This window comes from Salinigranum salinum (assembly GCF_009176545.1).
GTDB lineage: Archaea > Halobacteriota > Halobacteria > Halobacteriales > Haloferacaceae > Salinigranum > Salinigranum salinum.
On the sequence record NZ_VTOJ01000002.1, the window covers coordinates 1,366,112 to 1,378,440 of the forward strand.

13 protein-coding genes are annotated in these 12,329 nt (G+C 70.2%); 7 read left to right on the top strand and 6 right to left on the bottom strand.

Going from position 1 to position 12,329, the window contains the following annotated elements:
- Positions 1-37: 37 nt before the first annotated feature.
- On the bottom strand, positions 38-1,672 hold the full coding sequence (locus tag FZP69_RS17975) for an amidohydrolase (protein WP_152042742.1): 1,635 nt from the start codon (positions 1,670-1,672) through the stop codon (positions 38-40).
- A 290-nt stretch (positions 1,673-1,962) separates the two neighbouring features.
- Here FZP69_RS17975 and hmgA point away from each other — a divergent pair, with 290 nt between their 5' ends.
- Both hmgA and FZP69_RS22735 read left to right on the top strand, forming a co-directional pair.
- Complete coding sequence (gene hmgA, locus FZP69_RS17980; RefSeq protein ID WP_152042743.1) at positions 1,963-3,228, top strand: hydroxymethylglutaryl-CoA reductase (NADPH); 1,266 nt, start codon at positions 1,963-1,965, stop codon at positions 3,226-3,228.
- Positions 3,229-3,336: 108 nt separating this feature from the next.
- The gene (locus FZP69_RS22735; protein ID WP_192918641.1) at positions 3,337-3,501 is read left to right on the top strand and encodes a hypothetical protein; all 165 of its coding nucleotides are present in this window, start codon (positions 3,337-3,339) and stop codon (positions 3,499-3,501) included.
- A 4-nt stretch (positions 3,502-3,505) separates the two neighbouring features.
- Here FZP69_RS22735 and FZP69_RS17985 read toward each other — a convergent pair whose 3' ends face one another.
- Complete coding sequence (locus FZP69_RS17985) at positions 3,506-4,024, bottom strand: DUF5817 domain-containing protein (RefSeq protein WP_152042744.1); 519 nt, start codon at positions 4,022-4,024, stop codon at positions 3,506-3,508.
- A gap of 233 nt (positions 4,025-4,257) precedes the next feature.
- Between FZP69_RS17985 and FZP69_RS17990 the strand changes: the two genes are divergently transcribed.
- Complete coding sequence (locus FZP69_RS17990) at positions 4,258-4,734, top strand: hypothetical protein (RefSeq protein WP_394350172.1); 477 nt, start codon at positions 4,258-4,260, stop codon at positions 4,732-4,734.
- A 46-nt stretch (positions 4,735-4,780) separates the two neighbouring features.
- Positions 4,781-5,260, top strand: coding sequence for a hypothetical protein (locus tag FZP69_RS17995; protein WP_394350164.1), 480 nt, complete (start codon positions 4,781-4,783; stop codon positions 5,258-5,260).
- A 49-nt stretch (positions 5,261-5,309) separates the two neighbouring features.
- Here FZP69_RS17995 and FZP69_RS18000 read toward each other — a convergent pair whose 3' ends face one another.
- Complete coding sequence (locus FZP69_RS18000; RefSeq protein WP_152042745.1) at positions 5,310-6,248, bottom strand: ADP-ribosylglycohydrolase family protein; 939 nt, start codon at positions 6,246-6,248, stop codon at positions 5,310-5,312.
- A gap of 136 nt (positions 6,249-6,384) precedes the next feature.
- Here FZP69_RS18000 and FZP69_RS18005 point away from each other — a divergent pair, with 136 nt between their 5' ends.
- The gene (locus FZP69_RS18005; protein WP_152042746.1) at positions 6,385-6,804 is read left to right on the top strand and encodes a VOC family protein; all 420 of its coding nucleotides are present in this window, start codon (positions 6,385-6,387) and stop codon (positions 6,802-6,804) included.
- Positions 6,805-6,905: 101 nt separating this feature from the next.
- Here FZP69_RS18005 and FZP69_RS18010 read toward each other — a convergent pair whose 3' ends face one another.
- Together FZP69_RS18010 and icd are read right to left on the bottom strand one after the other, a co-directional pair.
- Positions 6,906-7,106 carry a hypothetical protein gene (locus FZP69_RS18010; RefSeq protein WP_152042747.1) on the bottom strand — a complete coding sequence of 67 codons (201 nt, stop codon included), beginning with the start codon at positions 7,104-7,106 and terminating at the stop codon, positions 6,906-6,908.
- A gap of 210 nt (positions 7,107-7,316) precedes the next feature.
- Positions 7,317-8,579 (bottom strand): isocitrate dehydrogenase (NADP(+)), encoded by a 1,263-nt coding sequence (icd, locus tag FZP69_RS18015; RefSeq protein ID WP_152042748.1) that lies wholly within the window; start codon positions 8,577-8,579, stop codon positions 7,317-7,319.
- A gap of 258 nt (positions 8,580-8,837) precedes the next feature.
- Between icd and FZP69_RS18020 the strand changes: the two genes are divergently transcribed.
- Positions 8,838-9,725 carry an isoaspartyl peptidase/L-asparaginase gene (locus FZP69_RS18020; RefSeq protein ID WP_152042749.1) on the top strand — a complete coding sequence of 296 codons (888 nt, stop codon included), beginning with the start codon at positions 8,838-8,840 and terminating at the stop codon, positions 9,723-9,725.
- Between the two features lie 28 nt (positions 9,726-9,753).
- Here the strand turns inward: FZP69_RS18020 and FZP69_RS18025 are convergent, their stop codons facing one another.
- Positions 9,754-10,473: a helix-turn-helix domain-containing protein gene (locus FZP69_RS18025; RefSeq protein ID WP_152042750.1), complete on the bottom strand. Its 720-nt coding sequence runs from the start codon at positions 10,471-10,473 to the stop codon at positions 9,754-9,756.
- Between the two features lie 85 nt (positions 10,474-10,558).
- Here FZP69_RS18025 and FZP69_RS18030 point away from each other — a divergent pair, with 85 nt between their 5' ends.
- Entirely contained in the window at positions 10,559-12,256 is a 1,698-nt protein-coding gene (locus FZP69_RS18030; protein ID WP_152042751.1) for an NADH-quinone oxidoreductase subunit D, read from the top strand.
- Positions 12,257-12,329: the final 73 nt, after the last annotated feature.

The following is a 12,329-nucleotide window of genomic DNA, read 5'->3' on the forward strand; positions in this document are numbered from 1 at the left end:
TTCGACCGCCGAGTGAAGGCGGCGGGGATCCACCGACTCAGCCGTCGGCGTCGTCCCCGTCGCCCGCGGTCGACGAGTCGGCGTCCGGCGACACGGCGTCGTAGACGACCGTCCCGTCGGTCACGGTCAGGACCGGGCCGATCCCGTCGATCCGGTCGGCGGTCCACGGTGACCCGTCGAGCGCGACCAGGTCCGCGCGGTTCCCGACCGCGAGCGTCCCGAGACGGTCCTCGTCGAACCCCGCGTACGCACCCCCGAGGGTGTACGCCCGGAGCGCCTCCGTGACCGAGAGCCGCTGGTCCTCGTGGGGAGCGTTCACGGCGTGGTGGACGCCGAAAAGCGGGTCGAGCGGCATACAGTCGCTCCCGAACGCGAGCGGGACGCTCGCGTCGGCCATGGCCCGGTAGCGGTTGGTCCGCACCCGACGGTCGCCGAGTCTGCGGTGGTACAGACCGTCCTCGCCGACCCACTTGAGGAAGTTCGGCTGGACGGAGGCGACGACGCCGAGGTCGGCCATGCGCTCGATGGCCGCGTCGTCCGCGAGTTCGGCGTGTTCGACCCGGTGGCGTCTCGCGCCGTCCTCGCCGTCGACGCGACCGGCGGCGGCGACCGCGTCGAGGACGGCGGCGACCGCCTCGTCGCCGATGGCGTGGGCGGCGACCTGAAAGCCCGCGTCGGTCGCCTCGCGGACGATCGCCTCGAGTTCCGCGGGCGGGACGACCCACTGGCCCCTGGTGTCGGCGTCGTCGTAGGGGTCGGAGAGCTTCGCCGTGCGGCCGCCGAAACTCCCGTCGGTGTACGTCTTGATCGCGCCGACGCGGACGAGTCCCTCGCCGTGGTTCGTCGCGAGGCCGACCTCGCGGAGGGCGTCGAGGTGGTCCGCCCAGTAGTTGAGTCGGACCCGGAGGGTGAGTTCGCCCGCGGCCGCGAGGTCGCGGTAGACGGCCGGCGCGTGCGACGCCCGGACCATGTCGTGGACGCCCGTGACGCCGCGTTCGTTGGCGTGGCGCTGGGCGGCGGTGAGGAGCCGCCGGGTCTCCGTCTTCGAGGGAGAGACGGCGTCCCAGACGGCGTCGACCGCTCCCTCGACCAGCACGCCCGTCGGCTCGCCGTTCTCACTCCGGACGTCGCCAGCGTGGTCGCCCGCCGCGAGGCCGAGGCGGTCGAGCGCGACGGAGTTCACTCCCGCGACGTGCATGTCCTCGCGGAAGGCGACCACGGGAAGGGAGTCGGAGACGTCGTCGAGGTCCGCGCGGGAGAGGTAGCGGTCGTCGTCCCACCGGGACTCGTCGTAGCCGAACCCCTGGATCCACGGCCGTGGGTCCTCGCCGTCGCCTGTGTCCTCGACGGTGACGTCGACCGCCCGCTCGCGGAGTCGGTCGAGCGCGGCGGCGCGAGAGTCGACCCCGAGGTCGGCGTGGACGAGCCGCCGGCCGACCATCGACAGGTGCGTGTGGGCGTCGACGAACCCCGGGAGCACCACCCGACCGTCGAGGTCGATGACGCGGGTGTCGGTGCCGACGAGGAAGTCGACGTCGTAGGCGCTCGCGAGCCGGACGATCCGACCGTCGCGGACGGCGACGGCCTCGGACGTCTCGTCGCCGCCGTCCGCAGGGGGGACGAGTGTGTGGACCTCCGCGTTCGTAAGGACGAGGTCGGCGGCCGCAGTCATACACCCCCAGGTGTGGGCGAGGGGCAAGAACGTTCGGGAGACGGAGAACGCGGGGACCGAGACGGGCCAGCGGAGAGTGGAGCTGAAGAACGTGCGGACCGAGACGGCGCATCCGAGGCGAGTACGGGCGCGGCGAGAAGCCTCGTGCCTCCCCAGCCGGGTGCTCGCGCACGGAGGCGCGAGCACGTCCCCTCGCGCGGTCGTTCGCTCACGCCGTTCGCTCGCTCTCACGCGCCGACCACGACGGGCCGGACCGACAACGGTTAGCCGCCCGAACGAGACGGACGCGTATGACCGACTCGGACCCCGATCCGTCGCCGGAAACGGATCAGGACGCGACCGCGACCGCGGACGCCGAGACGCTCGCCGAGCGCGTCCGCGCGGGCGATCTCAGGCTCCACGAACTCGAAGAGCACACCGACGCCGACACGGCCACGGCGGCCCGACGCCTCCTCGTCGAAGCCCAGTCGGGCGCGTCGCTCGACACCGTGGGACGGTACGCCTTCGACGCCGCCGCCGCCGACCCGAACATCGAGAACATGGTCGGTGCAGTGCAGATCCCCGCCGGCGTCGCCGGGCCCGTGTCGATCGACGGCGGCGCGGCCGCCGGCGACTACTACCTCCCGATGGCCACGACGGAGGGAGCGCTGGTGGCCTCCGTCAACCGGGGCTGTTCCGTCATCGACCGCGCCGGCGGGGCGACCGCCCGCGTCACCGCGTCGGGAATGACCCGTGCGCCCGTCTTCCGGGTCGACTCCGTGGTCGAGGCCGAGGCGCTCGCGTCGTGGGTCCGCGACAATCACGCCGCGCTGAAAGGAGCCGCCGAGGAGACGACGAACCACGGCGAACTGGAGGAAGTGAAGCCGTACGTCGTCGGCGACAACGTCTTCCTCCGCTTCCGCTACGACACCAAGGACGCGATGGGGATGAACATGGCCACTATCGCCACCCGCGCGGCCTGCGAAGTCGTCGAACGGGAGACCGACGCCTCGCTCGTGGCGCTCTCGGGGAACCTCTGCACCGACAAGAAGCCCGCCGCGATCAACGCCGTCGAGGGGCGCGGCCGGAGCGTCACGGCCGACGTCCTGATCCCCCGCGAGGTCGTCGAAAAGCGCCTGCACACCACGCCCGAGGCCGTCGCCGAAGTCAACACCCGGAAGAACCTGACGGGGAGCGCGAAAGCGGGGTCGCTGGGGTTCAACGCCCACGTCGCCAACGTCGTCGCCGCGATGTTCCTCGCGACGGGCCAGGACGCCGCGCAGGTCGTCGAGGGCGCGAACGCGATCACGACCGTCGAAGTGCGCGAAGACGGACTCTACGCCGCAGTGTCGCTCGCGTCGCTCGAGGTCGGCACCGTCGGCGGCGGGACCAAACTTCCCACGCAGTCGGAGGGCCTCGACGTCCTCGGGGTTCGTGGTGGGGGTGACCCCCCGGGGACGAACGCCGACGCGCTCGCCGAATGTATCGCGGTGGGCGCACTCGCCGGCGAACTCTCGTTGCTGTCGGCGCTGGCCTCGCGGCACCTCTCGAGCGCGCACGAGTCGCTCGGGCGGTAGGCCGGTCGGTTCAGTTTCACTTCCGCCGCGCGTCTGGCTCGCGTTTTTTCCGCAGCAGTCCCTCGCTTTCGACGCGCTCGTCGGCGAGCACCGGCGGGCGCGTCCACCATGACGACCGACACGACCGACACCGGTGAGTCGACCGCCACGGCCCCGACGACCACCGCGACCGACGAGTACGAGCGGACGCTGCTGACGCTACGCGTGGTGAAACTCGCGCTCGGCGTCCTCGTCTCCGTCCTGACCGTGTTTCGGCTGCTGGGCGTGCTCTAGGGGATCAGAGCAGTCGGTAGCGACCGCGGCTCTCGGAGATCTCGCCGCGGCGGACGAGCGTCTCGAGGAGGTCGCGGGCGGCGTCGGCAGGCACGCCGTACTCGGCGGCGTAGTCGACGACTTCTTCCTCCGAGGGACGGTCCTGCTCTCGGACGGCGTCGCGGACCACCTGGTCGCGACTCCGCGACCCACGCGACTCGCTCCCGGCGGCCGCCACCGCGTCGGCGTCCAGTCCCGAGCCTTCGAGATACTCGTGGTCGTCGACGGCCGGTTCCTCGGTCTGCCGCTCCATCTCGGCGACCGATTCCAGGTCGGCGACCGCCTCGGACGCGCCCTGCCGCTTCGCGAGGAGCTCCGACCGGGCCTGTCGGGCGGCGTCGCGGTCGTCGGATTCGAAGAACCGTCTGAGCTTGCGAGTCTGGTGTCGTCTCCCACAACGCGGACAGCGGGCCGTCTTCGACGTGTCGGGATCCGACAGGAGCCACAGTGCCGTACAGTCCGTACAGCCGACGACCGCGTACATACCCGACACTCCCGCCCGCAACGGTAAATACCTCCGCGACGCACCGGGCGAACCGTGGGATCACCGCCGCCGAAGCGGTGCGCTGACACGACAGCGAACGTATTTCACGTCGGTCGAGAGAGTGAACGAACGAAACGGATGCACTCCCAACCGACCCGGACCGGACCCGACTCGCTCCCGCCGTGGCCAGCAGCGTCGGGACGCAGGGTCCGCCGGGGGATGAAACCGTGTCGATGATCGAACCCGTCTCCGTCGTCGAGGAGAAGAACGTCTGGTACCGGCCACACCGCCGAGGTGCGTGGGCGACCGCACTGGTCTGGGGAGCCGCGGTCTCTATGCTCCACTTCGCGGGACTCGCGTACGGCATCTACACCGAGATCTGGTGGTGGGACCTGCTCACCCACTCGACGTCGGGGTTCGGCGTCGCCGCCTTGCTGTACCTCGCGTGGACCGACGGCTTCCGGTCGCGGTTCGGACTGTTCGTCCTCCTGCCGGTCTGCGTCCTCTGCATCGGTACGTGGTTCGAGGTGTACGAACGCCTGTTCAAGGACTTCTGGTGGGGGTGGTCGCGCTCCTTCTACGTCGAGGACACGGCGATCGATCTCGTGCTCGACACGGCCGGCGCGCTCGCCTTCGCGTGCGTCCAGTGGCTGTACGGCCGCGTCCGCAACCCGGCCCGCGGGAGAACCGGATCCGGTCGTCAGCCGTGATAACCGGGGGCGAACGCTTTTGAGCGAGGTCTCCGTCGAATATCGTATGCTCCCCCGACCCCGAAGCGTCTCTCGGTCCGCCCGATGGGTCGAGGACTTCAGTCGCCGCCGGTCGCTCCACCCCGGCGCGGTGTACGCGGTCGGCGGCTTCGGCGTCGCCGTGACCGGGCTCCACTTCGCCAGCATGGGGCTGTTCCTCTACTCGAAGATCTGGTGGTGGGACGTGATGGTCCACGCCCTCTCGGGGCTGGGCGTCGCCGCCGTGCTCTACGTCTACCGGCCACGGCTCGCCCGGGGGCCGTTCGCCGTCTTCGTCGTGCTCCCGCTCTTGGTGCTCGCCATCGGCACGTGGTTCGAGGTGTACGAGCGCCTGTTCACCGACTTCTGGGTCAACTGGAGCCGATCGTTCTACCTCCACGACACCGGGATCGACCTCGTGGCCGACACGGCCGGAGCCGTCGTCTTCTCTGCCCTCATCTGGGGCCGAGCGTGGCTCCAGCGACGCCGTGGGCGGCCGCGACTCTGACGGATGCGGGCCAGTCGCGAACGTCTCACTGGACGCGGACTCGTCGTCATCACTCCTTCGAAGCCGGGTCCGACGCCGACGTGCCCCCGGACAGTGCTGCGAGTGCCCGCGCCAGGTCCCCGAGGTCGTCCCGGTCGAGATCGTCGAGCCACCGGTCGGGCAGCGCGTCCGCGCCGAAGCGTGCGCCGACGACCGCACCGGTGACCGCGCCGACGGTGTCGGCGTCGCCGCCCATGTTGACCACGTCGACGAGCGCTCGTTCGGGAGAGTCGGCGTGGAGGCCGTACCAGAGCGCGGTCCGGAGCGTGTCGACGACGTAGCCGGTGGACCGGAGGTCGTCGGAGTCGAGCTCGCCCGCCGCGACCGGTTCGAGCGCCTCGCGGAGTTCGTCGGGCGTCTCCACGCGGTCGAGCGCGGTCGACAGGGGTGCGGGCCGGTCGCGAAGGAGACCGGCGAGCGTGAGGTTCAACACGGCACAGCCGGCCGTACAGCGCGGGTCCGCGTGAGTGATCCGAGAACTGTCCCGGCTCGCGTCGACGAGCGTCGCCTCTCGCGAGGCGAACGCGAGCGCGAGCGGGGCGGCACGCATGACGCTCCCGTTGCCGGCGTTCGATCCCTCGGACGACTCCTCCCACACCCGCTGGCCAGCGACGTCCCACGGCTCGCCGTCGCGGATGCGCGAGAGTGCCCGAGCAGTCATGTGCCCGACGTCGAACGGGCCCGACGCGTACCACGCGACGAATCGGTCGGCGACGTCGGCCGGATCGAACCCGCCGCAGTCGACGAGGCTCCGCGCGAGACACAGCGCCATCTCCGTGTCGTCGGTCACCGTCCCGGCCGGTTTCCCCCAGGTGCCGTTCGCGAGCATCTCCGTCACCTCGCCGTACTGCGCGAGGATGCGCGCGGGCGTCTCGAACTCGACCGGCCGGCCGAGCGCGTCGCCACAGGCCAGCCCGAGCAGGATCCCCTCGGCACGGTCTCGCTCCATACCCGACCGAGTGGGACGATGTGACAAAAAGGCGGTGGCTGGTCACCCTCGTTCCGGACGGGCGGCGACGCCGGGCGAGACGACGCGCGTGGACGGGACCGAAACGGGTAACCGACAGCCACACTCGCGTCCGAACATGCCGGAGCTCCGCGCCCACCACGTCGGCGTGACCGTCGCCGACCTCGACCGCGCAGTCGACTTCTACCGGACCGTGCTCGATCTCTCGCTCCTCGACCGCTTCACCGTCGACGGCGAGGCGTTCGCCACCGGCGTCGGCGTCGACGGCGCCAGCGCCGACTTCGCCCACCTCGACGCCGGCGGCGTCCGGATCGAACTCGTGGCGTACGATCCCGAGGGAGACGCGGTCCACTCGGATGCGGTGAACCGACCGGGGACCGCACACCTCGGTTTCGCGGTCGAGGACGTCGACGCCGTCTACGAGTCGCTCCCGGAGGCGGTCGAGACGGTGAGCGCGCCACAGACGACGGCGAGCGGCACCCGGATCCTGTTCCTCCGCGATCCGGAGGGGAACCTCGTCGAACTCCTGGAGGCGTAGGCGGCGGCGCGACGTCGCGACACGGGGACGACGCCGCGACCGCGTCGAGAAGAGCGGGTACCGGAGACCGGGGACGGAGTGGCGGGAATCGGTCGAGCCGCTCAGCGCCGGGCGACGATGGTCAGCCCGACGTACAGCCCCACCGTGTAGAGCACCGTCCGCGTGAGCAGTTCCGCGATCGTCTCAACGCCGAGGAGGTGGACCACGTACAGATCGAGCACGGAGACCGAAAACGCCGCGAACAGCACGAGTACGAACCGCGCGGGGCTGAACAGCGCGCCGCGGTCGACGACGGTCTCCATGCACCCCGCTTCGAAGCCCCGGGTCATGGGTATTGCGGGGGTCGCGAGGGAGCGAGCGGAGAGTCACGCTCGTCGACGTGATGGGACGGCGTGGGTGCGCCGGTCGGCATCGCTGCGCGGTGTGGGGAGCGAGGAATCGAAGCAGTCCGGGAGATCGAAGCGGCTGGGGGACGAGATGGGCCCCGAAGTGCGGCCGAACGAGGGAGCGACTTACGCGAGTTCGTGGATCCGCTCGACGACTCGTTCGGCGAACTCGCTGGTGGCGACCCTGGTGCCGCCCTCGATCTGGCGGTGGAGGTCGTACGTGACGGTGCCCGAGGAGATGGTGTCCTCGACGGCGTCCTTGACGAGCGCGGCGGCGTCCTGCCAGCCGAGGTACTCGAGCATGATGCGGCCCGAGAGGATCATCGCCGTCGGGTTGACCTTGTCCTCGCCGGCGTACTTGGGTGCGGAGCCGTGGACCGGCTCGGCGAGACAGCGGCCGTGACCGAAGTTGCCGCCCGGGGCGATGCCGAGCCCGCCGATCTGTGCGCCGGCGGCGTCGGACATGTAGTCGCCGTTGAGGTTCATCGTCGCGATGACCTCGTACTCGCCCGTGCGGGTGAGGAGCTGCTGGAGCATGTTGTCCGCGATGCGGTCGTTGACGACCACCGTCCCCTCGGGGGCCTCGCCGTCGTGCTCGTCCCACAGCTGGTCCTCGGTGATGACGTCGTCGCCGTACTCCTCCTCGGCGACCTCGTACCCCCAGTCGCGGAAGGCGCCCTCGGTGAACTTCATGATGTTCCCCTTGTGGACGAGGGTGACGGTGTCGCGGTCGTTGTTGATCGCGTAGTTGATCGCCTCGCGGATGAGTCGCTTCGAGCCGAACTCGGAGATGGGCTTGATGCCGATGCCGACAGGGCCGTCGTGGATCTTCTCGTCGAACCCCATCTCGTCTTCGACGAACGCGCGGACCTGTTCGACCTCCTCCGTCTCGGCCTCCCACTCGATGCCGGCGTAGACGTCCTCCGTGTTCTCACGGAAGGTGATCATGTCCATCTGACCCGGGTCCGTGACGGGCGAGGGGACGCCGTCGAGGTGGTAGGTGGGTCGGACGTTCGCGTAGAGGTCGAGCTTCTGTCGGAGCGCGACGTTCAGCGAGCGGAAGCCCGCGCCGACGGGCGTCGTGAGCGGCCCCTTGATCGCGACGCGGTGGTTGCGGATGGCCTGCACCGTGTCGTCGGGGAGGTTCTCGTCGTACTTCTCGCGGGCGGAGGCACCGGCGTACAGGCGCATCCACGCGATCGAGCGCCCCGTGGCCTCGGCGGCGGCGTCGAGCACTTTCTGGGCCGCCGGACCGACGTCCGTCCCGATCCCGTCGCCGTGGATGATGGGGATGATGGGTGTCTCCGGTACGTCGAGCGCTCCGGTCTCCTCGTCGGCGAGGGTGATCGGCTCGCCGTCTTCGGGAACCTCGACCTTCTCGTAACTCATGAACAATCACGGATTTCCGTACCACGTTAAAATGCCTGCCGTTCTCCGTCCGCGCCGACAGACGTGTTAGCTCTTCGCACGCGCTGAGCGGCCGTCTAAACGGCTCGCGGCGGGGTGGCGGAGCGACCACCACGGGTGGGCGACGGGGTCCGAGGCCGACGCTCGAGCGACGTGTCGCCGAAGTGGTCGCCCCCGGAGAGAGACGGGCCACGAGAGAAACGGCCCACAGTATAAGCCGTCTCCGCGTCAGCACCGACTGTGCGTCTCATCGTCCACGGTGGTGCCGGCGCGAACCCCGCCAACCCCGCCGACAGACAGGCAGTGCTCGACCGAGCGGCCGAGCGCGGTGCCCGTGCCGAGCGCCCGCTCGCTGCCGTCGAGACGGCGGTCCGCGTCCTCGAGCGCGACGAACGGTTCAACGCCGGTCGTGGGTCGGCGGTCCAGTCCGACGGGACCGTCCGCGTCGACGCGGGCGTGATGACCGCGGATCGGGCCGTCGGCGCGGTCGCCTCGCTCACCGGCGTCGAACATCCCGTCTCCGTCGCCCGCGCTGTCTGCGAGGAGACGCCACACGTGCTCCTCGCGGGCGATCCTGGCGTCGCCTTCGCCGGGCACGTCGGCGTCACGACCGACCAGGACCTCCTGACCGACGCCACCCGCGAGCGGTACGCGGCGGCTGACCCGCCGGGGCCGGAGGCGAGCACGGACGAACAGCTCGCGTGGGTGCGCGACCGGTTCGGCGACGACGCGGGCGGGACGGACCCCACGCGAGCGGACCACGACACCGTCGGCGCGGTCGCCGGCGACGGCGAGCGGTTCGCGGCGGCGACGTCGACGGGGGGTCGCTGGTTCGCGCTCGCCGGCCGCGTCGGCGACGTCCCGCAGGTCGGCTCGGGCTTTTACTGTACGCCCGCGGGAGGCGCGTCCGCCACGGGTGCCGGCGAGGAGATCGCCCGCGTGACGCTCGCCCGGCGCGCCGTCGATCGACTCGAAGACGGCGCGACTGCACAGGACGCCGCCGAGGGAGCGATCGAGGAGTTCGCCACGGTGACCGGATCACGGGCGGGAGTGATCGTCCTCGACGACGCGGGCGTCGGAAGCGCGTACAACAGCGACGCGATGCAGACCGTCGTGGGCGAGCGGTAGATCCGGCGCACGACGACCCGCGTTCACTCTACTGCTCCCCGACGACGGCGCGCATCACCCGTGCCTCGGCCTTCCGGAGGTGTTCGGCGGCCGTCCCCGTCGAACAGTTCAGTGCCTCGGCCACGGCCGCGACGCTCCCCTCGCGCGTCGCGCCGTAGTAACCGACCTCGACGGCCGCCTCGACCGCCTCACGCTGGCGTTCGGTGAGCGCCGCCCCGCCAGTGGGGTCGACGACCGTCCCGTCGAACCCCCCGACGCGTCGGACGTCCGTCTCGATGCGTTCGGGGACGGCCGACACCGCCGACTGCACCGCGCTCGCGCTCCCGACGACGGTGAGACGGATGCTCCGGTCGGCGGCGAAGTCGACCGGCGGGACGACAACGAGCCGCAGCCGGGAGAACGTCGCCGCGAGCCGCTCGTCGAACGGGGAGCGGTCCTCGAGCACGTACGCGTAGAGGGTACGGTCCCGACGATCGAGTTCGAAGTCGACGACGCTGTCGGTGTCGCGGAGCGCGTCGGCGTACGCGTCGCGGCGAGGGTCCGGTCCCTCGACGTGGAACAGGAGCGCCCGTGGCTCGTCGTCCGCGTCGTCGGGTGACCCCGACCCCCCGGACGAACCAGCGCCCGGTTCCGACTCGTCTTCGGTGACGAGCCGCGACCGGGTGTATCCCTCGTGGCGCACCACGAACTCGTGCATGGGGTGGACCGCGTCCGGAGCCGGGTGCAGGCGGAGGCGGAGCGACTTCACGCACGGCGTGTCGACCGACCGAGGCATAAAACCGCCGCACGCCTGCGGCAGAACACCGAGGGGGCTGGTAGGTGAATCTCCGGGTATGGCTCCCGAGCAGTCACACGCTCACCCACCAACAGAGGCACCATCCACCCTCCGCGACGACCCCAGGACTGCCCTCTGCGACGACCCACAGGCCACGCTCCGTACGCTTCTCGGCGACGACGTGCTCGGATTCGAAGAACACGGCAACGCGCCCGCCGTGGTCGTCCGCCCCGACGCGGTTCAGGACGTGCTCTCGACGCTCCGCGACGAGGCCGGCTTCGACCACCTCTCGTGTGTCACGGCCCAGGAGTACGAGAACCGCTACGAGTCGATCTACCATCTGACGTCGTACGACGACCGCACCCGCGAGGTGAGCGTCGTCGTCCCCACAGCCAAAGACGCCCCCGGGAGTCAAACGGCCGAACCCGTCTTCAGAACCGCCGACTGGCACGAACGCGAGGCCTACGACCTGATCGGTATCGAGTACGAGGGCCACCCCGACCTCCGACGCATTCTGCTCCCCGAGACCTGGCAGGGTCACCCTCTCTCGCTCGACTACGACCAGGACCGCCCCCAGATCGTCCCCTACGCCGAGAACCGGAATCCGATCGAGCCCGACCGCGAGGACGGCGAGACGATGCTGGTCAACGTCGGCCCGCACCACCCCGCGACCCACGGCGTGCTCCACGTCGAGGCGACGCTCAGCGGCGAGCAGGTGGTCGACCTCGAGCCGGACCTCGGCTACATCCACCGGTGCGAGGAGCAGATGTGCCAGCAGGGCACCTACCGCTACCAGATCATGCCCTACCCCGACCGCTGGGACTGGAACGGGGCGGGGCTGTTGAACGAGTGGGCCTACGCGAGAGCCGCCGAAGAGATGACTGATATCGACGTCCCCGAGTACGCGCAGGTCGTCCGGACCCTCGGGGCGGAGCTCTCTCGCATCCTCTCGCATCTGCTCGCGGTGGGGACGTACGCGCTTGACGTCGTCGGCGAGTTCACCGCGACGTTCATGTACGCGATACGCGACCGGGAGAAAGTCCAGAACATCCTCGAGGACCTCACGGGACAGCGGCTGATGTTCAACTACTTCAGACTCGGCGGGGTGGTCTGGGACCTGCCCGAGCCCCGCGAGGAGTTCTTCGAGACGGTCCGCGACGTCGTCGACCACCTGGTCCGAGCCCTCGGTGAGTACCACGACCTTTTGACGGCCAACGAGATCATCCAGATGCGAACGGTCGACACCGGCGTGTTACCCCCCGAAGTCGCGAAGTCGTACGGCGCGACCGGCCCGGTCGCCCGCGGCTCGGATATCGACTACGACCTCCGCCGCGACGACCCCTACGGCTACTACCCCGAACTGGAGTGGGACGTCGTCACCGAGGACGGCTGCGACAACTTCTCGCGGCTCCTCGTTCGGCTCCGCGAGATCGAGGAGTCGGCGAAGATCGTCGAACAGTGCGTCGACCTTTTGGAGGGGTGGCCCGAGGACGATCGGACGATTCAGGCGAACGTCCCCCGGACCCTTCGGCCAAAAGACGACACGGAGATCTACCGCGCGGTGGAGGCGGCGAAGGGCGAACTCGGCATCTACATCCGGAGTGACGGCACCGACACGCCGGCGCGGTTCAAGATCCGGGGTCCCTCCTTCTCGAACCTCCAGGCGCTCCCCGAGATGGCCGAAGGGGAGTACGTCGCCGACATGATCGCCACGCTAGGGAGCCTCGACACCATCATGGGCGAGGTCGACCGGTGACGGCGTCGACACTCGGAGCGACGTCGAGGTCGCACGAAGCGGCGTCGAGGTCGCACGAAGCGGGAGCGCCGCG

Coding starts and splice junctions, on each gene's coding strand:
- FZP69_RS17990 (WP_394350172.1), top strand. CDS start 4,258: ATGATCGAACCCGTCTCCGTCGTCGAGGAGAAGAACGTCTGGTACCGG.
- FZP69_RS18010 (WP_152042747.1), bottom strand. CDS start 7,106: ATGGAGACCGTCGTCGACCGCGGCGCGCTGTTCAGCCCCGCGCGGTTC.
- FZP69_RS22735 (WP_192918641.1), top strand. CDS start 3,337: ATGACGACCGACACGACCGACACCGGTGAGTCGACCGCCACGGCCCCG.
- FZP69_RS18030 (WP_152042751.1), top strand. CDS start 10,559: ATGGCTCCCGAGCAGTCACACGCTCACCCACCAACAGAGGCACCATCC.
- FZP69_RS17995 (WP_394350164.1), top strand. CDS start 4,781: ATGCTCCCCCGACCCCGAAGCGTCTCTCGGTCCGCCCGATGGGTCGAG.
- FZP69_RS18005 (WP_152042746.1), top strand. CDS start 6,385: ATGCCGGAGCTCCGCGCCCACCACGTCGGCGTGACCGTCGCCGACCTC.
- icd (WP_152042748.1), bottom strand. CDS start 8,579: ATGAGTTACGAGAAGGTCGAGGTTCCCGAAGACGGCGAGCCGATCACC.
- FZP69_RS17985 (WP_152042744.1), bottom strand. CDS start 4,024: ATGTACGCGGTCGTCGGCTGTACGGACTGTACGGCACTGTGGCTCCTG.
- FZP69_RS18000 (WP_152042745.1), bottom strand. CDS start 6,248: ATGGAGCGAGACCGTGCCGAGGGGATCCTGCTCGGGCTGGCCTGTGGC.
- FZP69_RS17975 (WP_152042742.1), bottom strand. CDS start 1,672: ATGACTGCGGCCGCCGACCTCGTCCTTACGAACGCGGAGGTCCACACA.
- hmgA (WP_152042743.1), top strand. CDS start 1,963: ATGACCGACTCGGACCCCGATCCGTCGCCGGAAACGGATCAGGACGCG.